Here is a 20,940-nt window from a genome sequence, read left to right as displayed (position 1 = left end):
TTTCGCACTAATACCTTTTTAATCATTTGTCTTTAACTCAAAGGGAATCCCAGCGCGCGCAGTGCCGCGGCTAATTTATCTCGTCCCGCCATCGCCCTGAGCTCTTTGGTTCGCGCAATCACCCGATTGGTCCAATTACTCACCGACAGTTCATTTCGCCGGCTGAACTCGGCCAGGTCTTGGTCATAGATGTCCAACCGGGCCGGTTCGCCCGCGACATCATACTGATCCCGATGGACCACCACCGATTGGGGTAAGCGCGGTTTAACCTCGGCGGGAACGCTGTGATCGGCATAGCCCACACATAATCCGAACACGCCTACCGCGCCTTCAGGCAAATTTAGTTCAGCCGCCACCCGCTGGGTATCGTTACGTAGCGCGCCGATATAGACGGTGGACAATCCCAGGGATTCGGCCGCCACCACCGCATTCTGCGCTGCCAGCGCCGCGTCAATGGTGGCCACCAATAGCATTTCCAGGTAATTTAATGCCGCCAACTGCTGCTGTTTTTGTTCGCCGACGCGGCGCAGCCTTGATAAATCAGCCACCCACACCAGAAATAGCGGGCATTCAATAATGTGTTTCTGTCCGGCCGCAACCGCGGACAAACGTGCTTTAAGCGCAGGATCCGTTACGGCAATCAGCGACCAGGTTTGCAAATTAGATGACGTTGCGGCCGATTGGGCGGCAGCAGCGAGCGTTGTCACCGTATTATCCGGTAATGGTTTGGGTAGATATTTCCGTACCGAGCGATGAGACAGCAAAGCGGCGATGGTTTCATTCCATGGGCCGCATTCGGGCGGCAATTCAGAGCCGTAGCGCGCCGCCAAAGCGGCATGCTGCTGGTCTTTGGATGTTGACGTTGCCATTAATGTAATTGCTCCGGAAGAGATAATAAGCGATACCTCAATGCATACCTATCTGTTTCAATTGTGTCAATGCAATGATGGAAACAAAATATTTATCTACCGCATCGGCTGCGCAGGCGAAATATATGTTTTCACTGCCGGAAAAATAAGGTTGATGGAGGTATGTATTAAGTTAAAACGGATAATTGGTTGTTAGATATTGGTAACGAAGATGGCCGCGAGGAAATTCGGCCGGATGTATTTTTAAAATGAATATATAAATTATAACCCGACCGCAGGATGAGGGAGATGCTGCTTCACAGCTTGAAAGCACAAATATATGTTGTGCAATCAAGCTGTATTCGTTGATATTAGAGAGTACGACTGCGTAGCGTCAGTTACATTTAAATAACATTAACCAAATTCAATGACTTTAAATCGAGGCACCAGCGTTTTCATCAATGCCCAGGCAATGAGGTAAGCTAATCCGCAAAACATAAACATAATGCCGTAACCCACGTTGATTTCTCCCAGCGCCTGATAATGATCGAACAGCGCGCCGGCGACCTTGGTAACGGCCACGCCGCCGAATCCGCCCGCCATGCCGCCGATACCAATTACCGAGGCAACGGCTTTGTTAGGAAACATATCAGATACAGTGGTAAATAAATTCGCGGACCATGCTTGATGAGCGGAGGCGGCAATACCAATCAGGATAACCGGCATCCAGAATCCTGCATGACCCAATGGCTGGGCCAGAAGGGCGGACAGCGGGAATACGGCGATAAATAGCATAGCCCGCATACGGGCAACATAAGGATTAAGGCCTTTTTTCATGAACATGGCGGGAAGCCAGCCGCCGCCGATACTGCCCACCATTGTCATACAATATATCGTCGCGATGGGCAACATCATTTGCGTACCTGTCATCTTGTATTGCGCGGTCAGATAGGCCGGTAGCCAGAACATAAAGAACCACCATACGCCGTCGGTTAAGAATTTACCGATGGCGAATGCCCAGGTCTGGCGATAGGCCAACAAACTAAACCAGGAAATCTTTTCGTGCTCCTGTTCCCGGTTTTGTTTCGAATCCACATCCTCGGAAATATAGTCGTACTCTGCTTGATTCAATTTTCCTTTGGTAAATAATTTCAACGGCAAATCAAACAATCTTTTCCAAAAGAATAAACAAACAAAGCCAATAACACCTACGATGGCAAACGTTGATTCCCATCCCCATTGTAAAGCTAACCACGGAACGACCAAGGGAGCGAGGATGGCGCCTACATTTGCCCCCGAATTGAATATGCCGGTGGCGAAAGAACGCTCTTTCTTGGGAAACCATTCGGCGACGGCTTTAATAGCGCATGGGAAGTTTCCCGATTCTCCCAATCCTAAAACCAGTCGGGCGAACATAAATCCGGCTATCGTTATTGGCACCGATATACTCAACGAGGACAGCATAGCGGAAATCCCACCCCCTATCTGCGCCACAAAGGCATGCAATACCGCGCCAAGGGACCAAATGCCTAACACCCAGGCGTACCCCACCTTGCTTCCGGTAAAATCGACAAACCGTCCGGCAAAGAGCATCCCGATAGCGTAAGTAAATTGAAACACTGCTGCGATATTCGCGTAGTCGCTGTTACTCCAGCTGAATTCTTTGGCTAGTGCCGGCTCCAACAGGCTCAGCACCTGCCGGTCGAGATAATTTATGGTGGTACCAAAAAACAGCAATGCGCATATTACCCATCGATAGTTTGTCCGAGACATCCTTCACCCCATTGAAAAACAAAACGTCATTTTATTTAATGTGAAAGTATATTTTAAATTTACATGGGATTTTTGATATGAAGCATGTCACATATCGATTAAGGCGGTAAAAATATATTCAGGGCCTGGCAGGGAGGGGCCCAAGAGTTGGGCATAAGAATGGGAAAATTGCCCCCCGACGGAGGCGTTTGCAGTCATGGGGCCAGTGGTGTCGGTAATGGCGGGAAATGATTATTCGCCGATGCGGGAATCGGCAGTGCAGAGCGCCCTGAAACAGGCGCCGCTCATTCAGGCGTTTTTGCCGTCAATAAGACGCCGCATTCCATATGACGGGTGTAAGGGAATTGATCAAACAGCGCCATGCGTATGATGTCGTGAGTTTGAGAAAGGGATTCCAAATTGCGGCACAATGACTCGGGATTGCACGAGATATACAGGATGCGCGGATAACACCGCACCAGCTCCACCGTGGCGTCATCCAACCCGCTGCGCGGCGGATCGACAAAAATAGTTTCGCAGCGGTAACTGGCCAGGTCGATATCTTTCAGCCGGGTAAATTCCCGCACACCCTGCATGGCCTGGGTAAACTCCTCCGCCGACATGCGGATGATCTGCACATTGCCGATATGGTTGGCGGCAATATTATACTGTGCCGCTTCCACCGAAGGCTTGGCTATCTCCGTCGCCAGCACCCGCTCAAAGTTACGCGCCAGCGCCAGCGAAAAATTCCCGTTGCCGCAGTACAGCTCCAGCAAGTCTCCCCGTGCGTCTTGGGTTGCCGCCAGCGCCCACTCCAGCATATGGATATTGACGGCGGCATTCGGCTGGGTAAAGCTGTTTTCAATCTGCCGGTAGATGAGTTCCCTTCCCGATACCGGCAATCTTTCATCCGCATAATCCCGGTCCAGGCAAATTTTGGTTTTGGCGGCCCGGCCGATGAGATTTACCGCAAAACCCTGCGCCCGCAATTCATCCCGCAGCGCTGCGGCGGCCTCGCGCCATTCGTCATCCAACGGACGGTGGTATATCAGCGTGATGACCGCTTTACCGCTCATGGTGGTGAGATAATCCAGCTGAAAAAGCTTACGGCGTAAAACCGGCGAAAGGCGCAAGGCCTGGATCATTGCCGTCATCAACCCATTGATTAACTCGCTGCCGGCGGCAAAGAAATCGATGCGGATACGCTCTTTGGTGAGCGGATCAAACATGATGTGGTAGAGGTCCTGCTCTTCATGCCAAATCCTGAATTCGGCTCGCATCCGGTAATGATTTACCGGTGAACGGAATATTTCCGGCTCCGGCGCCCGGTAAGCTGCCATCATCGCTTTTAGTCGGGCGGCTTTTTCAGCCAATTGCGTTTCGTAAGCGTCGATAGGCAACGTCTCGGTAGTCATGATGATTTCTCGTCGATATGGGCCAACTTTATCGGTTTGTGGGGATTGTAGGGGATAAATGGATGATGTCCAATGCTGTTCAATTTATAATTTCTTACCTAATGAGTTCTATAGACATAATTATCCCTTTGATTGTAGGATATTTGCCCGGTCTCTTGTGAGTTAAAAGGGAATCCAGTTCTAAGCTGGAGCTGACGCGCAGCGGTGAGGGGACGTCAGGGCGATAGCGGAAGCAGACACTGTCTTTTCGACGGGAAGTCGTCGCCTGGTGTTAAACACATCCCAAGCCCGAAAACCTGCCGGTATTTCGTCGCAATATCCCTGTTTATCGCGTGCTATCAAACACGGAACCTGCGGCATCCTATTTTATCTATTGGATGCTACGTCAATGTTGACTATCAAAAATACCGTTCTGGCGGCATTGTCCGTTACGACATTCTCCGGGTGGGCGCAGGATAACAACGCTCCAAACGGCAGTAATGACACACTTATTGTTTCGGCAAATCGTTTTCCACAGCCGGTTTCATCAGTGCTTGCGCCCACCAGCGTCGTGACACGCGAGGATATCGACCGTGGCCAAATCAAATCGGTAGCTGAAGCCTTAAGCCGTTTACCGGGCGTGGATATCGCGCAATACGGCGGACTGGGACAGCAAAGCTCTCTGTTCATTCGCGGCACCAATTCCAGTCACGCCCTGGTGCTCATCGATGGCGTGCGTTTGAATCAGGCTGGGATTTCCGGCTCATCCGATCTTAGCCAAATTCCCATCTCTCTGGTTCAGCGCATCGAATTTATCCGCGGTCCGCGCTCCGCCGTCTACGGCTCGGACGCCATCGGCGGGGTGGTCAATATCATCACCACCCGCGAAAAACCCGGAACCACCCTGAGCGCCGGCATGGGTTCAAAGGGTTACCAAAGTTACGATGGGTCCACTCAGCAGCGGCTGGGGGATAATACCGTGGCCACGGTGGCGGGAAATTACACCTATACCCGCGGATTCGATGTGCAGGCCAATTTGCCCGACCCTTATGGCGATCCGGCGCAGCCCGACCGGGACGGATTCATGAGCAAGACCCTGTTCGCGTCGTTGGATCATACGTTCAATCAACAGTTCAGCGGTTTCGCGCGGGTGTATGGCTACGACAATCGTACCGCTTATGACGGCACTTATGCCTATACCGACCCGGCGCATGAAGATGCGCTGCTCGATACCCGCCAGTTATATAGCCGCACCTATGATACCGGCCTGCGTTTTCAGGAAGGTATATACGCCTCCCAGCTCTCATACAGCTATAGCCATACCAAGGACTATAACTACGATCCCAAATACGGACCCTATTCGGCTTCCGCTACCCTGGACGATTCCGATCAATACAACCTGCAATGGGGCAATACCCTCCACGTCACTCACGGTCTGGTCAGCGCCGGGGTGGATTGGCAGAAACAGACAACCGAACCCGGTACCGACTACCTCACCGATGGCTACGAGCAGCACAACACAGGCATCTATGCCACGACGCAGCAGCTTTTCGGACCGGTGACATTGGAAGGCGCGGTGCGGGGAGATGACAATTCACAATTTGGCTGGCACGGCACCTGGCAAAGCAGCGCCGCCTGGGAGTTTATCGAAGGCTACCGCCTGATCGGCTCTTACGGCACCGCGTACAAGGCGCCGAACCTGGGCCAGCTCTACGGCGCTTATGGCGGTAACGCCAACCTGGATCCCGAAGAGAGCAAACAATGGGAAGGCGGCGTTGAAGGACTGACAGGTCCGGTGGACTGGCGTATTTCGGCTTATCGCAACGATATTGATAATCTCATCGATTACGATACGGCGGATGAACGCTACTACAATATCGGCAAAGCCCGTATCAAAGGGGTGGAATGGACCGCCTCGGTAGATACCGGCCCGCTCCGGCATCAATTAACCCTGGAATATCTCGATCCCCGAGACGCCACCACGGACCAGATCCTGGCCCGCCGGGCCAAGCAGCAGATAAAATACCAGTTGGATTGGCAAGTGGCGTCCATTGACTGGTCTCTTAACTACCATTACCTCGGCCAGCGTTATGACACGGATTATAACACTGAACAGGTGGTGAAGATGGGGGGCGTCAGTTTATGGGACATTGCCGCTTCTTATCCGTTAACGCCACACCTGACGGTTCGTGGTAGAATAGCCAATCTGTTTGATAAAGAGTATGAGACAGCTTATGGCTACCAGACCGCAGGACGAGAATTTTATCTCACGGGAACCTATTCCTTCTGACGGTAGCAAGACAAAACGACCCACCATCCTGATTTTTGATTCAGGGGTGGGTGGTTTATCCATTTATGATGAAGTGCGGGAGTTACTGCCGGATCCGCATTATATCTATGTTTTCGATAATGAAGAGTTCCCCTATGGCGAAAAGCCGGAAGACTTTATTGTCGAGCGAGTGGTCAATATCGTCGCAGCTGTTCAGCAATTGCACGCGCTGGATATGGTGATTGTGGCCTGTAATACCGCCAGCACTATCTCCTTACCCGCTTTACGGGAGCGTTTTGCCTGCCCGATCGTCGGCGTGGTGCCTGCGATCAAGCCTGCCGCCAAACTTACTCGCAATGGCATCGTCGGCTTATTGGCTACCCGCGCCACGGTACACCGTACCTATACCCATGATTTGATCGCCAAGTTTGCCGCCGACTGCCATATCATCACCTTGGGTTCAGCCGAACTGGTTGAATTGGCGGAAGCCAAACTGCATGGTGAAACCATTGCGCTCCCCGTTTTGCAAAAAATTCTGCGGCCCTGGCTGCGGCTAGTCGAGCCGCCCGATACGGTGGTGCTGGGCTGTACCCATTTCCCCTTGTTGGCGGAGGAGCTCAAAGCGGTGTTGCCTGATGGCACCCGGCTGGTGGATTCAGGTTCCGCGATTGCGAAACGCGCGGCCTGGCTTATCGCGCATGAAATAACCGGTACCGGCTCTACGAGTGAAAATAAAGCCTATTGTTTAACCATGACGCCGCAATCGATGGAATTGTTGCCGGTTTTGCAGCGTTATGGCTTCTTTTCACTGGAAAAATTGTCTATGACGACGCCGTCTTGAGTAAGAATTAGCCTGTCAGCGAAAAATCTGCAATAAGCGCTTGCCACGCCTCGGGAAGTCCCTATAATGCGCCTCCACTGACCGGGATTAACCGCTGCGACGGACCGGGTCGGGAAGGGAAAAGCGCTTTGTTAAAACAAATAAAAGCTTGACTCTTCAGCGGGAAAACGTAATATACGCAACCCGCGCCAGGTGAGATTTAGACCTCCCCGGCCATGCTCTTTAACAATTTATCAGACAATCTGTGTGGGCACTCACAAGACCGTATCGAAACACAACAATACAAGTCTTGAAGAGTGACAAACAGTTAATTCAAAAGATTAACCAGATGAAATCTTTGAGCATCAAGCTTTTAATTGAAGAGTTTGATCATGGCTCAGATTGAACGCTGGCGGCAGGCCTAACACATGCAAGTCGAGCGGCAGCGGAAAGTAGCTTGCTACTTTGCCGGCGAGCGGCGGACGGGTGAGTAATGTCTGGGGATCTGCCCGATGGAGGGGGATAACTACTGGAAACGGTAGCTAATACCGCATAACGTCGCAAGACCAAAGTGGGGGACCTTAGGGCCTCACACCATCGGATGAACCCAGATGGGATTAGCTAGTAGGTGGGGTAACGGCTCACCTAGGCGACGATCCCTAGCTGGTCTGAGAGGATGACCAGCCACACTGGAACTGAGACACGGTCCAGACTCCTACGGGAGGCAGCAGTGGGGAATATTGCACAATGGGCGCAAGCCTGATGCAGCCATGCCGCGTGTGTGAAGAAGGCCTTCGGGTTGTAAAGCACTTTCAGCGGGGAGGAAGGGGTTGGATTGAATAGATTCAATCATTGACGTTACCCGCAGAAGAAGCACCGGCTAACTCCGTGCCAGCAGCCGCGGTAATACGGAGGGTGCGAGCGTTAATCGGAATTACTGGGCGTAAAGCGTACGCAGGCGGTTTGTTAAGTCAGATGTGAAATCCCCGAGCTTAACTCGGGAACTGCATTTGAAACTGGCAGGCTAGAGTCTCGTAGAGGGGGGTAGAATTCCAGGTGTAGCGGTGAAATGCGTAGAGATCTGGAGGAATACCGGTGGCGAAGGCGGCCCCCTGGACGAAGACTGACGCTCAGGTACGAAAGCGTGGGGAGCAAACAGGATTAGATACCCTGGTAGTCCACGCTGTAAACGATGTCGATTTGAAGGTTGTGGCCTTGAGCCGTGGCTTTCGGAGCTAACGCGTTAAATCGACCGCCTGGGGAGTACGGCCGCAAGGTTAAAACTCAAATGAATTGACGGGGGCCCGCACAAGCGGTGGAGCATGTGGTTTAATTCGATGCAACGCGAAGAACCTTACCTACTCTTGACATCCAGAGAAGACTTCAGAGATGGAGTTGTGCCTTCGGGAACTCTGAGACAGGTGCTGCATGGCTGTCGTCAGCTCGTGTTGTGAAATGTTGGGTTAAGTCCCGCAACGAGCGCAACCCTTATCCTTTGTTGCCAGCGAGTAATGTCGGGAACTCAAAGGAGACTGCCGGTGACAAACCGGAGGAAGGTGGGGATGACGTCAAGTCATCATGGCCCTTACGAGTAGGGCTACACACGTGCTACAATGGCGCATACAAAGAGAAGCGAACTCGCGAGGGTAAGCGGACCTCACAAAGTGCGTCGTAGTCCGGATTGGAGTCTGCAACTCGACTCCATGAAGTCGGAATCGCTAGTAATCGTGGATCAGAATGCCACGGTGAATACGTTCCCGGGCCTTGTACACACCGCCCGTCACACCATGGGAGTGGGTTGCAAAAGAAGTAGGTAGCTTAACCTTCGGGAGGGCGCTTACCACTTTGTGATTCATGACTGGGGTGAAGTCGTAACAAGGTAACCGTAGGGGAACCTGCGGTTGGATCACCTCCTTACCGAAAGATACGCGTCGAGTGACGTGTCCACACAGATTGTCTGATAACAGTATTGAGCAAGAAAAACCTTCTATAGGCTTGTAGCTCAGGTGGTTAGAGCGCACCCCTGATAAGGGTGAGGTCGGTGGTTCGAGTCCACTCAGGCCTACCATTCCTTCCCATGCTGCGTTGCGGCGCCACTCGTTTATTATTATAAACTTCGTGACCCCACGCCTTGCCTGGAAACGAATGGGCTATCGTGTTGCTTTCCTTTTTAACGACGTTGCTTTGTATTCTTCATTGATGCACAGCGATATTCGCGTGAAAAAGAATTGATACGATACTAAAAGGTTAGAAACGACTTGGGGCTATAGCTCAGCTGGGAGAGCACCTGCTTTGCACGCAGGGGGTCAGCGGTTCGATCCCGCTTAGCTCCACCATTTCGCACCGCGAAATGAGAGATTGTCTGGTTTTTCTTTAATTATTTCAGAGCACACTGATATGGCGGCACCTGCGGGTGAACGCGCGTTAAGTATGCTGCGAAATACTGCTCTTTAACAATCCGGAACAAGCTGAAAATTTGAAAAAACATGCTGAGCAAAATCAGTATGCGAGTCTCTCAAAGCAAGCAAACCTAAACAGGTCATCGCGTCAGTGATGGCCCTGTTAAGGGATGAGCGAGAAAGCCCCGGCCAAGGCGCCCGGCGCGCAGCCAGCGGAGTGGACTAGATGTCCATGAGCATGGCGAGCACCGCGCAACACCGGCAGGGGCCTTTCGCAGCCATTCCGCAGACACTTTAGGGTTGTGAGGTTAAGTGACTAAGCGTACACGGTGGATGCCTAGGCAGTCAGAGGCGATGAAGGACGTGCTAATCTGCGAAAAGCGTCGGTAAGCTGATATGAAGCGTTATTAGCCGGCGATGTCCGAATGGGGAAACCCAGTGCAATTCGTTGCACTATCATTGCGTGAATCCATAGCGCAATGAGGCGAACCGGGGGAACTGAAACATCTCAGTACCCCGAGGAAAAGAAATCAACCGAGATTCCCCCAGTAGCGGCGAGCGAACGGGGAACAGCCCAGAACCACCATCAGCTTTTGCATCAGGAGAACGGTCTGGAAAGTCCGGCGACAGAGGGTGATAGCCCCGTATCCGAAGGTGCAGAGGTTGTGGGTTCGATGAGTAGGGCGGGACACGTGATATCCTGTCTGAAGATGGGGGGACCATCCTCCAAGGCTAAATACTCCTGACTGACCGATAGTGAACCAGTACCGTGAGGGAAAGGCGAAAAGAACCCCGGCGAGGGGAGTGAAACAGAACCTGAAACCGTGTACGTACAAGCAGTGGGAGCCCCATCACTAAGCCAGTGGTGAAGCTGCATATGCATCCTTTGCTAAAGGTGCGGCAGGCGGAGCGAAAGCGACGCCCAACCGACAAAATAAGCAGAGGGGGCTTAGTGATGGGGTGACTGCGTACCTTTTGTATAATGGGTCAGCGACTTATATTCTGTAGCAAGGTTAACCGAATAGGGGAGCCGTAGGGAAACCGAGTCTTAACTGGGCGCACAGTTGCAGGGTATAGACCCGAAACCCGGTGATCTAGCCATGGGCAGGTTGAAGGTTGGGTAACACTAACTGGAGGACCGAACCGACTAATGTTGAAAAATTAGCGGATGACCTGTGGCTGGGGGTGAAAGGCCAATCAAACCGGGAGATAGCTGGTTCTCCCCGAAAGCTATTTAGGTAGCGCCTCGTGAATTCATCTTCGGGGGTAGAGCACTGTTTCGGCTAGGGGTCCACCCCGGATTACCAACCCGATGCAAACTGCGAATACCGAAGAATGTTATCACGGGAGACACACGGCGGGTGCTAACGTCCGTCGTGAAGAGGGAAACAACCCAGACCGCCGGCTAAGGTCCCAAAGTCATGGTTAAGTGGGAAACGATGTGGGAAGGCATAGACAGCCAGGATGTTGGCTTAGAAGCAGCCATCATTTAAAGAAAGCGTAATAGCTCACTGGTCGAGTCGGCCTGCGCGGAAGATGTAACGGGGCTAAACCATGCACCGAAGCCGCGGCAGCGGGCGTATCACTTAAAATGCTTAATCGCGTATCAGCGCGGGTTAAGGTGCCTGATGACGCGTAAGGCGTCAAAGAGGCGGGTCAGGGTAACGAAAGAGTAAACCGTCCACGCCATGGATGGCGTGGATCGAGCCTCCAGGGAGGGATTCACGGCGTGTTTACGACTCGTTATCCTGTGCCCGCCTGGCACGGTAAGGCGTTTTAAGGATACGCCCGTTGGGTAGGGGAGCGTTCTGTAAGCCTGAGAAGGTGGCCTGTGAGGGTTGCTGGAGGTATCAGAAGTGCGAATGCTGACATAAGTAACGATAAAGCGGGTGAAAAGCCCGCTCGCCGGAAGACCAAGGGTTCCTGTTCAACGTTAATCGGAGCAGGGTGAGTCGACCCCTAAGGCGAGGCCGAAAGGCGTAGTCGATGGGAAACAGGTTAATATTCCTGTACTGGGTGTGACTGCGAAGGGGGGACGGAGAAAGCTAGACCGGCCGGGCGACGGTTGTCCCGGTTCAAGCGTGCAGGTGGAGAGGACAGGAAAATCCGTTCTCTTATCAACACTGAGGCGTGATGACGAGCCACTACGGTGGTGAAGGGGTTGATGCTACGCTTCCAGGAAAAGCCTCTAAGCACCAGGTCACATCGAATCGTACCCCAAACCGACACAGGTGGTCAGGTAGAGAATACCGAGGCGCTTGAGAGAACTCGGGTGAAGGAACTAGGCAAAATGGTGCCGTAACTTCGGGAGAAGGCACGCTGGCATTAGGTGGAGGAACTTGCTTCCCGAGCCGAAGCCAGTCGCAGATACCAGCTGGCTGCAACTGTTTATTAAAAACACAGCACTGTGCAAACACGAAAGTGGACGTATACGGTGTGACGCCTGCCCGGTGCCGGAAGGTTAATTGATGGGGTTATCCGCAAGGAGAAGCTCTTGATCGAAGCCCCGGTAAACGGCGGCCGTAACTATAACGGTCCTAAGGTAGCGAAATTCCTTGTCGGGTAAGTTCCGACCTGCACGAATGGCGTAATGATGGCCAGGCTGTCTCCACCCGAGACTCAGTGAAATTGAACTCGCTGTGAAGATGCAGTGTACCCGCGGCAAGACGGAAAGACCCCGTGAACCTTTACTATAGCTTGACACTGAACATTGAGCCTTGATGTGTAGGATAGGTGGGAGGCTTAGAAGTAGGGACGCCAGTCCTTATGGAGCCAACCTTGAAATACCACCCTTTAATGTTTGATGTTCTAACTCCGGCCCGTAATCCGGGTCGAGGACAGTGTCTGGTGGGTAGTTTGACTGGGGCGGTCTCCTCCTAAAGAGTAACGGAGGAGCACGAAGGTTAGCTAATCACGGTCGGACATCGTGAGGTTAGTGCAAAGGCATAAGCTAGCTTGACTGCGAGAGTGACGGCTCGAGCAGGTGCGAAAGCAGGTCTTAGTGATCCGGTGGTTCTGAATGGAAGGGCCATCGCTCAACGGATAAAAGGTACTCCGGGGATAACAGGCTGATACCGCCCAAGAGTTCATATCGACGGCGGTGTTTGGCACCTCGATGTCGGCTCATCACATCCTGGGGCTGAAGTAGGTCCCAAGGGTATGGCTGTTCGCCATTTAAAGTGGTACGCGAGCTGGGTTTAGAACGTCGTGAGACAGTTCGGTCCCTATCTGCCGTGGGCGTTGGAAGATTGAGAGGGGCTGCTCCTAGTACGAGAGGACCGGAGTGGACGCACCACTGGTGTTCGGGTTGTCATGCCAATGGCATTGCCCGGTAGCTACGTGCGGAAGAGATAACCGCTGAAAGCATCTAAGCGGGAAACTTGCCTCGAGATGAGTCTTCCCTGTGGCTTTAAGCCGCCTGAAGGGACGTTAAAGACGATGACGTTGATAGGTCGGGTGTGTAAGCGCAGCGATGCGTTGAGCTAACCGATACTAATGACCCGTGAGACTTAACCTTACAACACCTAAGGTGTTTGAGCGATGAGAGCGTTGTCCGCAAGGGCGATGAGAGAATTTTCAGCGACTGTTCCGGATAAAGGCCAATGGTCATCAGTAAAAGATGACGGTTGGATAACGAATTTGCCTGGCGGCACTAGCGCGGTGGTCCCACCTGACCCCATGCCGAACTCAGTAGTGAAACGCCGTAGCGCCGATGGTAGTGTGGGGTCTCCCCATGCGAGAGTAGGGAACTGCCAGGCATCCAATTGAACGAAGCCCTCTGTGAAAACAGAGGGCTTTTTTCTGCTTGCTAAACCAGGCAGTTCATCTCACTTAATCTCGCAAAGATAAATAAAAGAAATCCTTACCAAAAATGATATATTATTTATAAAGTTGATTTAGCCTGCCTATCTTCTTCAAAGAAGTATCAAATAGACGATATTTGCAATCGCCATTAGTTTAGTTTCTGTTTATATAAATGCGCAAATAACTCTCTAACGAGGCTAGGTTAATTATGAACATAATTAAAAATGTAAGCTCATCAACTAAAATGGGTATTAGTCAGTCAGAAAAAACAGAGGCTAAAAAGCCGGCGGAAGGTTACAAAAGGATATTTGAAAAATGTATCTCCGTAAAGAATAATGCCATCGCCTATCTGACGCATGCCAAAACATGCTATGCAAGATCCATAAAGCACCTGATTTCATCTATAAAATTAGTGCGAAGCGACAAACGCCGCAGCGGCGCTTCGCTCCAGTCAGAAGATGACGGAATTGTTTTGCAATCATGTAAATCGATTTTGGATGCTCACGAACAATTTGAAAATGATATGGAGGAACAGCTTGCAAAATTGAAGGAAAATTTTCAAAAAGAAATAACAGACGACACATATAAAAATCAACTTATTGACGCAATATTCGCGGCAATGTATCGAGACGTAAAAGCCTCGTTCGGAATATATTATTTTCAAAATAAGCCAGAAGTGCTTGGCGAAAACGAATCGTCCCTTCCCAGAGAATATCTGAAAACCATGGGACAAACCGCCTATGACTGGGGAGTGGCATGCAACGAAAAAGAAGGCCTCTATTTTCCTAAAGGCGCAGGGGCCAATCCTTTGTTGAACAGTGTGCTAAGTATATTGCAAAAAAATAATCCCATTGCGACAAAAGATCAAAAAAATATTGAAAGAATTAACCGTGAAATTAACGTCATGGTTGACGCCTATTGTACCGATAATGGTTTGAAAAGCCCTCTTGCTTTTGAATCAGCATTGATAGACATTAATAAAAATTGGCAACTGAATATTAATAAAGATAATTCCTCCGAGGCATAGCGGCTCTGGTAAAGCTAAGGATTGCGCGGTTCGGCTTGCTATTGGCCTTGCCTTTTCATACCCATTGAGCGGGGTCAGGATAAATGTCTCTCACCCGAGGCGGGAGGAATCGGGTAGAATAAAAGCATGAATGATTGATATGGGTTAAACAATGATGACGCACGCGGTGCCGGTAAAACACCTGAATACCTTTGGCATAGACGCTACCGCGAGAGAAATTGTGGCAGCCGGTTCTGAGATGGATCTGCTGGCGCGTTGGCAGGAAGCCCAGGAAAAAGCGTTGCCCGTTCTGTTGCTCGGGGGGGGAAGCAACGTTTTGTTCCTGGAGGATTTCGCCGGAATGCTGCTGCTTAACCGTATCATGGGAATCAGCGTCACTGAGGATGAAAAGTTCTGGCATATCCATGCGGGGGCGGGCGAAGACTGGCATGGGCTGGTATCGTTTACGCTGGATCGCGGCATGGCCGGGCTGGAAAATCTGGCGATGATTCCCGGGCGTACGGGATCGGCGCCGATTCAGAATATCGGCGCATATGGCGTCGAAGTGGAGAGTGTCTGCGAATATGTCGATCTGCTCGAGCTCAACAGCGGCGTTAAAAAACGTCTCTCTGCCGCCGAATGTTGCTTTGGCTATCGGGACAGCATATTCAAACGTGATTATCGCGACGGCTACGCTATTGTAGCGGTTGGCTTTATTCTCAGCAAAAGCTGGCATCCGGTGCTTACTTATGGCGAGTTGACCTGTCTGGACAGTGAACGCGTGACGCCGCGCGAGATATTCGATACGGTGTGCGCCATGCGACGGGCAAAATTACCCGATCCCGCCATAGTGGGTAATGCCGGCAGTTTTTTTAAAAATCCGCTGGTCAGTGCCGATGCTGCCCGAAATCTGCTGCGCAAGTATCCCGATGCTCCCCATTATCCCCAGTCCTCAGGGGAAGTGAAGCTCGCCGCGGGCTGGCTCATCGATCAATGTGCTATGAAAGGTTTCCGATATGGGGCTGCGGCGGTGCATGAAAAACAAGCCTTGGTACTCATTAACAGGGGCCAGGCTACCGGCGCGGATATTGCGGTTCTGGCCAGGCATGTACGGCGGCAGGTAGCAGAAAAATTCAAGGTTTGGCTCGAACCCGAGGTAAGGTTTATTGCCGCACAGGGCGAAGTGGATGCGGTAGAGGTACTGTCATGAAAGACATTACTGTTCCCTTGAAATTGGTGAGTCTGCTTGCGGACGGCGATTTCCATTCCGGCGAGCAATTCGGGGAAACCCTGGGGATGAGCCGGGCGGCTATCAACAAGCATATACAGACTCTGCGCGAATGGGGGGTGGATGTTTTTACCGTTCCCGGCAAAGGATATCGTTTGCATGGGCCATTGCAGTTGCTTGACGAGAAGATAATACTTTCCCATCTGCCCGAAGGGCGGGTTGCGGTATTGCCCGTTATTGATTCCACCAATCAATATTTAATGGACAGGATTGCAACACTCAGCTCCGGAGATGCATGTGTCGCCGAGTATCAGGGACAAGGACGAGGGCGTCGAGGTCGGCACTGGTTCTCCCCGTTCGGCGCCAATCTTTACCTGTCGCTATACTGGCGCCTCGAACAAGGGCCTGCCGCCGCCATCGGTTTAAGCCTGGTCATCGGCATAATCATGGCGGAAGTACTCCAGCGCCTCGGCGCACAGGATGTGCGGGTAAAATGGCCAAACGATTTATATCTGCACGATCGCAAGCTGGCCGGAATACTCGTAGAGATAAGCGGTAAAGCAGGTGATGCGGCCCATGTGGTTATTGGCGCGGGTATTAATTTATCCATGCGCGAACCGGTAAATGCTGTAATCGACCAGGGATGGATTAACCTGCAGGAAGCCGGTATTAAAATTGATCGCAATGACTTGGCCGCAAGTTTGATCAAAGAATTAAGGCAGGCAATGCCGGTATTTGAGCGTGACGGATTTGCTGCCTTTCATCAACGCTGGCAGGTGCTGGATAACTATTACAACCGGCCAGTGAAACTCCTGATCGGCGATCGTGAAATAAAGGGAATTGCCCATGGTATCGACATGCAAGGGGCCTTGTTGCTGGAGCAGGATAATACAGTCAAAGCTTATTTGGGGGGGGAGATCTCATTGCGCGGGCTTTAAATATAAGATTTCAACTTGCCTGGCAGTACAGAATGCTAACGCTATTGTAATAAATAAAAAATACGCTTTATGACTCTCAAAACCCGACCTGAGACTTATACTCAGGCCGGACAGTGCTGAACTATTGGAGAAATTATTTTCTCAAAAGAATATTCTCTACCGCATGATTGGCGCTTTTGGTCAGGATTAGACTGGCGCGCTCACGGGTAGGGAGAATATTTTCCTTCAAATTCAGTCCGTTGATCTCCGTCCATATTTGCGTTGCAATGTGTACGGCTTCTTCCTCCGACAGTTTTGCATAATTATGGAAATAGGAATCCGGATTTGAAAAAGCACCTTGACGGAATTTAAGAAAGCGGTTGATATACCAGCTCTTTAATAGTTTTTCCGGCGCATCTACATACAACGAGAAATCGACAAAATCGGATACGAACACATGGTGTGAGGCATGCTGGTAATCCATGCCGCTTTGCAGCACATTTAGTCCTTCCAGAATAAGGATATCGGGTTGCGAGATGACTTTCCTGTCTTCCGGGATAATATCATAGATCAAATGGGAGTAGACTGGCGCGCTGACTTCCTTAGCACCTGATTTTACCTCGGAAACAAAGTTGACCAGGCTGCGCATATCATAGGATTGAGGAAATCCTTTCTTTTTCATTATATCCCGTTCTTTTAGAACGCGATTGGGAAAAAGAAAGCCATCGGTGGTAACCAGTTCCACTGAACGGTGTTCCGGCCAACGGCTCAGTAACGCCTGAAGTACGCGTGCAGTAGTGCTTTTGCCTACAGCCACGCTGCCGGCAATACCTATGACATACGGAATATGCTGGCCGTTGGTGCCAAGAAACTGTTCCAAGACTGCCTGGCGCCGCAGGTTTGAACTGATATAAAAATTCAGTAAACGCGAAAGGGGAAGATAAATTTCCGTCACTTCATCCAGTGAGAGATCCTCATTTATTCCCTTGAGCTTGATAATCTCTTCTTCAGTTAACGTTAAGGGCACGGTATCCCGCAACGCGGCCCATTGCTTCCGATTGAACTGGAGATAGGGGGTGGTAAGTGATTGATCACGATTTATCATAAGCTTAGCCAGCCTGTTAAGCAGGTCCAACCGGGGCAGCCGAGCCCACCCGGGACGAAAACAAGCTGCATAGTATAGACAGCTTCATTAGCATCGTAGAGTGTTTTTTCTGCTTAGAGTATTGAATTGTGAAAGCGGCAGGCAACCGCAAAGGCCGGAATGGAAAAAATATCAGGCTTTGCGGTCTAGTTATGCTTTAGCTGGCGAGGGCTCGAATTTGCTGATTGGCCGCAAACAGGCGCTTATAATAAATGACGGTAGGGTGGTAATAGCCGTCGGGAGTACAGGCATAATCAGGTATTTCTCCCAAACTACGATATCCCATGGCGCGATAAAATGCTTCCGCCGGTGAACCAGCCTGCGTATCCAAATAAAGCAAACCACGCTGTAGTCCATAGGCGGTGCGTTCCAGGGCGGTAATCAGTGATTTCCCGATACCCTGCCGACGGCCTTCGCTATGGACTAATAATTTTTGTATTTCCGAGCGATTTTGTCCATTGGGTTTTTGGCAAAGCGCTAATTGAATACTACCGACAATGCCCCGTTCATCACGAGCAATCCAAAGCAATAACTCATTCTTTGCGATTGCGGGGGTCAGTTCGCGAATATGATTTTCCGCGTCTTCCTGAGCCAGGGGATGTTTATATCCCACCGAGGCGCCATGGAGGACTGCATCCATCAGTAAACCGGCGAGTTCGCTGCGGTAAACGGGAAGTGTAGACGCATTGAGTTGCACTATTTTCATGATGTCATCCTCTTGTCGCTGATAACAGGTATATTCACGCAATAGTCATGCCAATATTTTGATAAAACCATTTTCACCGATCTGATTGATTAGCATCTGGATTTTTTCCCCGGACAAATACTCATCACATGGCCGACGAGTAAGATGCGCCTTTAAGGGGCAGGTTTACCTTTTTAGTGCAGTGATGGCGATCACGCTTTTGACAATTGTACCTTCAGGGGATATGTTAACGACCTCGGCACCGTACGGCTTTGGATATCATGCCTAAGGGTCCGGTGGCCATGGCAAAAGCCGTCATAAAATTGTCTTAAAACTCCTTGGCGTTTTGTCTTCGGGACTGAAAACCAACCAACTTTGTGAATCCTTTTACAGATTTGGGCATTTTCTGAGCGAAAATTCGATTTACGCAATTTTTTTGTTGCATAGGTCGTCGGCTCTACCTAGAATGCGCTGCACTTAATGCCGGCATAGCTCAGTTGGTAGAGCAACTGACTTGTAATCAGTAGGTCGAGGGTTCGACTCCTTCTGCCGGCACCAAAAAAAATTCAGGTGGGGTTCCCGAGCGGCCAAAGGGAGCAGACTGTAAATCTGCCGTCACTGACTTCGAAGGTTCGAATCCTTCCCCCACCACCAGATTCGCCGCGGGCAACCAAGGCAATCCCTGATGCAAAGTTACATTGCGCACCAGGGGGAAGGTTGAGAACCTTCGACAAGGTTCGAGTCGAGCAACGCGAGACAACGTCGCTTGCGACGGCCCGAAGGGTGAGGAACGAAGTGACGAATAATCCTTCCCCCACCACCAGATTCGCCGCGGGCAACCAAGGCAATCCCTGATGCAAAGTTACATTGCGCACCGGGGGGAAGGTGAAAACCTTCAACAAGGTTCGGAACCACTGGACCTTTCAACAATCTACAGGAATATCAGGTAGCCGAGTTCCAAGTTGCGGGCATCGTATAATGGCTATTACCTCAGCCTTCCAAGCTGATGACGTGGGTTCGATTCCCACTGCCCGCTCCAATGTGCTGATATAGCTCAGTTGGTAGAGCGCACCCTTGGTAAGGGTGAGGTCGGCAGTTCGAATCTGCCTATCAGCACCACTTTCAGTCTCCCTCCTGATTCACTTTCTGTTAGAAAATAAATTTATCAGGTGTTTGCCTGGTTGATGTGGTGATACCACCGATTTATTCGTGTCTTAGAGGGACAATCGATGTCTAAAGAAAAGTTTCAACGTACAAAACCACACGTTAACGTCGGTACTATCGGCCACGTTGACCATGGTAAAACGACTCTGACCGCCGCCATCACCACCGTATTGGCTAAAGCCTACGGCGGCAGCGCCCGCGCCTTCGATCAGATCGACAACGCGCCGGAAGAAAAGGCCCGTGGTATCACCATCAACACCTCTCACGTTGAATACGATACCCCGTCCCGCCACTACGCGCACGTTGACTGCCCCGGGCATGCCGACTACGTGAAAAACATGATCACCGGTGCAGCCCAGATGGACGGCGCGATCCTGGTGGTAGCGGCAACCGACGGCCCGATGCCGCAGACCCGCGAGCACATCCTGCTGGCTCGCCAGGTAGGCGTGCCTTACATCATCGTCTTCATGAACAAATGCGACATGGTGGATGACGAAGAGCTGCTGGAACTGGTTGAAATGGAAGTACGCGAACTGCTGTCGCAGTACGATTTCCCGGGCGACGACACGCCGGTAATCCGCGGTTCCGCCCTGAAAGCGCTGGAAGGCGACGAAGCCTGGACCTCCAAGATCCTGGAACTGGCCGAAGCGCTGGACACCTACATCCCGGAACCGGTTCGCGCCATTGACAAGCCGTTCCTGCTGCCGATCGAAGACGTATTCTCCATCTCCGGCCGCGGCACCGTGGTAACCGGTCGTGTGGAACGCGGCGTGGTGAAAGTAGGTGAAGAAGTTGAAATCGTCGGCATCAAACCGACCGTGAAAACCACCTGCACCGGCGTTGAAATGTTCCGTAAACTGCTGGATGAAGGCCGTGCCGGTGAAAACGTGGGCGTGCTGCTGCGCGGTACCAAACGTGATGAAGTTGAACGCGGCCAGGTACTGGCTAAACCGGGTACCATCCATCCGCATACCCAGTTCGAATCAGAAGTCTATATTCTGAGCAAAGATGAAGGCGGCCGCCATACGCCGTTCTTCAAAGGCTACCGTCCTCAGTTCTACTTCCGTACCACTGACGTGACCGGAACCATCGAACTGCCGGAAGGCGTGGAAATGGTGATGCCTGGCGACAACATCAAGATGGTTGTAAACCTGATTGCCCCTATCGCCATGGACGACGGCTTGCGTTTCGCTATTCGCGAAGGCGGCCGTACCGTTGGCGCCGGCGTGGTAGCCAAGGTTATCGCTTAAGACTTCCGTATAAGTCTTGAAAGATATCGAATAACATTTGACGTAGCGCGCAGTAAAAGGGCATCATTTGATGCCTTTTTTCTACGCTGTGACAGAGAACCTATCTCATCAGCGATTTTACGTCATAATCATTGGTGAGATGGGCTCTTCATCAGCGGCGTGAAACTTCGGAGTTTTGTTGCTAATCCAGGGCAATCTTCGCTTGGTAGCCTCGCCCTCTGCGGGGCTTAGTTGTTTGTATGAATCCTACGTGACAGGTT

At 51.3% G+C, this 20,940-nt stretch carries 11 protein-coding genes, 6 tRNA genes, 3 rRNA genes, 1 other RNA gene and 1 riboswitch; of the genes, 16 read left to right on the top strand and 5 right to left on the bottom strand.

Features of this window, described 5'->3' with window-relative positions; translation table 11 throughout:
• Positions 1 to 32: 32 nt before the first annotated feature.
• The 3 genes from ACL2XO_RS27035 to trmA form a co-directional block, all read right to left on the bottom strand.
• Positions 33 to 869, bottom strand: a complete 837-nt coding sequence (locus tag ACL2XO_RS27035) for an NADPH-dependent oxidoreductase (RefSeq protein ID WP_413726036.1) — start codon at positions 867 to 869, stop codon at positions 33 to 35.
• A gap of 393 nt (positions 870 to 1,262) precedes the next feature.
• A complete protein-coding gene (locus ACL2XO_RS27030) occupies positions 1,263 to 2,621 on the bottom strand; it encodes an MFS transporter (protein ID WP_413741943.1) in 1,359 nt (452 codons plus the stop codon).
• Between the two features lie 284 nt (positions 2,622 to 2,905).
• A complete protein-coding gene (gene trmA / locus ACL2XO_RS27025) occupies positions 2,906 to 4,015 on the bottom strand; it encodes a tRNA (uridine(54)-C5)-methyltransferase TrmA (RefSeq protein ID WP_413741942.1) in 1,110 nt (369 codons plus the stop codon).
• A 131-nt stretch (positions 4,016 to 4,146) separates the two neighbouring features.
• Positions 4,147 to 4,334: riboswitch (cobalamin riboswitch) on the top strand.
• Positions 4,335 to 4,403: 69 nt separating this feature from the next.
• Between trmA and btuB the strand changes: the two genes are divergently transcribed.
• From btuB to birA, 10 genes are all read left to right on the top strand, one after another.
• Positions 4,404 to 6,284 (top strand): TonB-dependent vitamin B12 receptor BtuB, encoded by a 1,881-nt coding sequence (btuB, locus tag ACL2XO_RS27020; protein WP_413726034.1) that lies wholly within the window; start codon positions 4,404 to 4,406, stop codon positions 6,282 to 6,284.
• Positions 6,229 to 7,104, top strand: a complete 876-nt coding sequence (murI, locus tag ACL2XO_RS27015) for a glutamate racemase (protein WP_132924418.1) — start codon at positions 6,229 to 6,231, stop codon at positions 7,102 to 7,104. The genes btuB and murI overlap by 56 nt, the downstream gene beginning before the upstream one ends.
• 353 nt (positions 7,105 to 7,457) lie before the next feature.
• A 16S ribosomal RNA gene (locus ACL2XO_RS27010) occupies positions 7,458 to 9,000 on the top strand.
• 74 nt (positions 9,001 to 9,074) lie between these two features.
• Positions 9,075 to 9,151 (top strand) — tRNA-Ile (locus tag ACL2XO_RS27005).
• 192 nt (positions 9,152 to 9,343) lie between these two features.
• Positions 9,344 to 9,419: transfer RNA gene (locus ACL2XO_RS27000), tRNA-Ala, on the top strand.
• 369 nt (positions 9,420 to 9,788) lie between these two features.
• Positions 9,789 to 12,999, top strand: a 23S ribosomal RNA gene (locus tag ACL2XO_RS26995).
• A 125-nt stretch (positions 13,000 to 13,124) separates the two neighbouring features.
• Positions 13,125 to 13,240 (top strand): 5S ribosomal RNA (gene rrf / locus ACL2XO_RS26990).
• Together the 16S, 23S and 5S rRNA genes with 2 tRNA genes alongside form the textbook arrangement of a ribosomal RNA operon.
• Before the next feature lie 254 nt (positions 13,241 to 13,494).
• Positions 13,495 to 14,313, top strand: a complete 819-nt coding sequence (locus ACL2XO_RS26985) for a hypothetical protein (protein WP_413741941.1) — start codon at positions 13,495 to 13,497, stop codon at positions 14,311 to 14,313.
• A 151-nt stretch (positions 14,314 to 14,464) separates the two neighbouring features.
• Positions 14,465 to 15,502: a UDP-N-acetylmuramate dehydrogenase gene (gene murB, locus ACL2XO_RS26980; RefSeq protein ID WP_413741940.1), complete on the top strand. Its 1,038-nt coding sequence runs from the start codon at positions 14,465 to 14,467 to the stop codon at positions 15,500 to 15,502.
• Positions 15,499 to 16,458, top strand: a complete 960-nt coding sequence (birA, locus tag ACL2XO_RS26975; protein ID WP_132924424.1) for a bifunctional biotin--[acetyl-CoA-carboxylase] ligase/biotin operon repressor BirA — start codon at positions 15,499 to 15,501, stop codon at positions 16,456 to 16,458. The genes murB and birA overlap by 4 nt, the downstream gene beginning before the upstream one ends.
• A gap of 133 nt (positions 16,459 to 16,591) precedes the next feature.
• On the opposite strand, the gene coaA is transcribed toward birA, so the two are convergent.
• Together coaA and ACL2XO_RS26965 are read right to left on the bottom strand one after the other, a co-directional pair.
• A complete protein-coding gene (gene coaA, locus ACL2XO_RS26970) occupies positions 16,592 to 17,542 on the bottom strand; it encodes a type I pantothenate kinase (protein ID WP_132924425.1) in 951 nt (316 codons plus the stop codon).
• Between the two features lie 196 nt (positions 17,543 to 17,738).
• Positions 17,739 to 18,287: a GNAT family N-acetyltransferase gene (locus ACL2XO_RS26965; RefSeq protein ID WP_132924427.1), complete on the bottom strand. Its 549-nt coding sequence runs from the start codon at positions 18,285 to 18,287 to the stop codon at positions 17,739 to 17,741.
• 461 nt (positions 18,288 to 18,748) lie between these two features.
• On the opposite strand from ACL2XO_RS26965, the gene ACL2XO_RS26960 reads away from it, so the two are divergent.
• The 6 genes from ACL2XO_RS26960 to tuf all read left to right on the top strand — a co-directional run bounded on the left by ACL2XO_RS26960 (position 18,749) and on the right by tuf (position 20,680).
• Positions 18,749 to 18,824 (top strand) — tRNA-Thr (locus tag ACL2XO_RS26960).
• Positions 18,825 to 18,835: 11 nt separating this feature from the next.
• Positions 18,836 to 18,920: transfer RNA gene (locus tag ACL2XO_RS26955), tRNA-Tyr, on the top strand.
• A gap of 42 nt (positions 18,921 to 18,962) precedes the next feature.
• Positions 18,963 to 19,089, top strand: a non-coding RNA gene (locus ACL2XO_RS26950) — RtT sRNA.
• Positions 19,090 to 19,230: 141 nt separating this feature from the next.
• A tRNA-Gly gene (locus ACL2XO_RS26945) sits at positions 19,231 to 19,305 on the top strand.
• A 4-nt stretch (positions 19,306 to 19,309) separates the two neighbouring features.
• Positions 19,310 to 19,385 (top strand) — tRNA-Thr (locus ACL2XO_RS26940).
• Positions 19,386 to 19,495: 110 nt separating this feature from the next.
• Entirely contained in the window at positions 19,496 to 20,680 is a 1,185-nt protein-coding gene (tuf, locus tag ACL2XO_RS26935; protein ID WP_132923667.1) for an elongation factor Tu, read from the top strand.
• Positions 20,681 to 20,940: the final 260 nt, after the last annotated feature.

Source organism: Sodalis sp. RH15 (genome assembly GCF_047324255.1).
GTDB lineage: Bacteria > Pseudomonadota > Gammaproteobacteria > Enterobacterales > Enterobacteriaceae > Acerihabitans > Acerihabitans ligni.
Note: the sequence above shows the minus strand (reverse complement) of the source record. Positions and strands in the feature narration are given on the sequence as shown.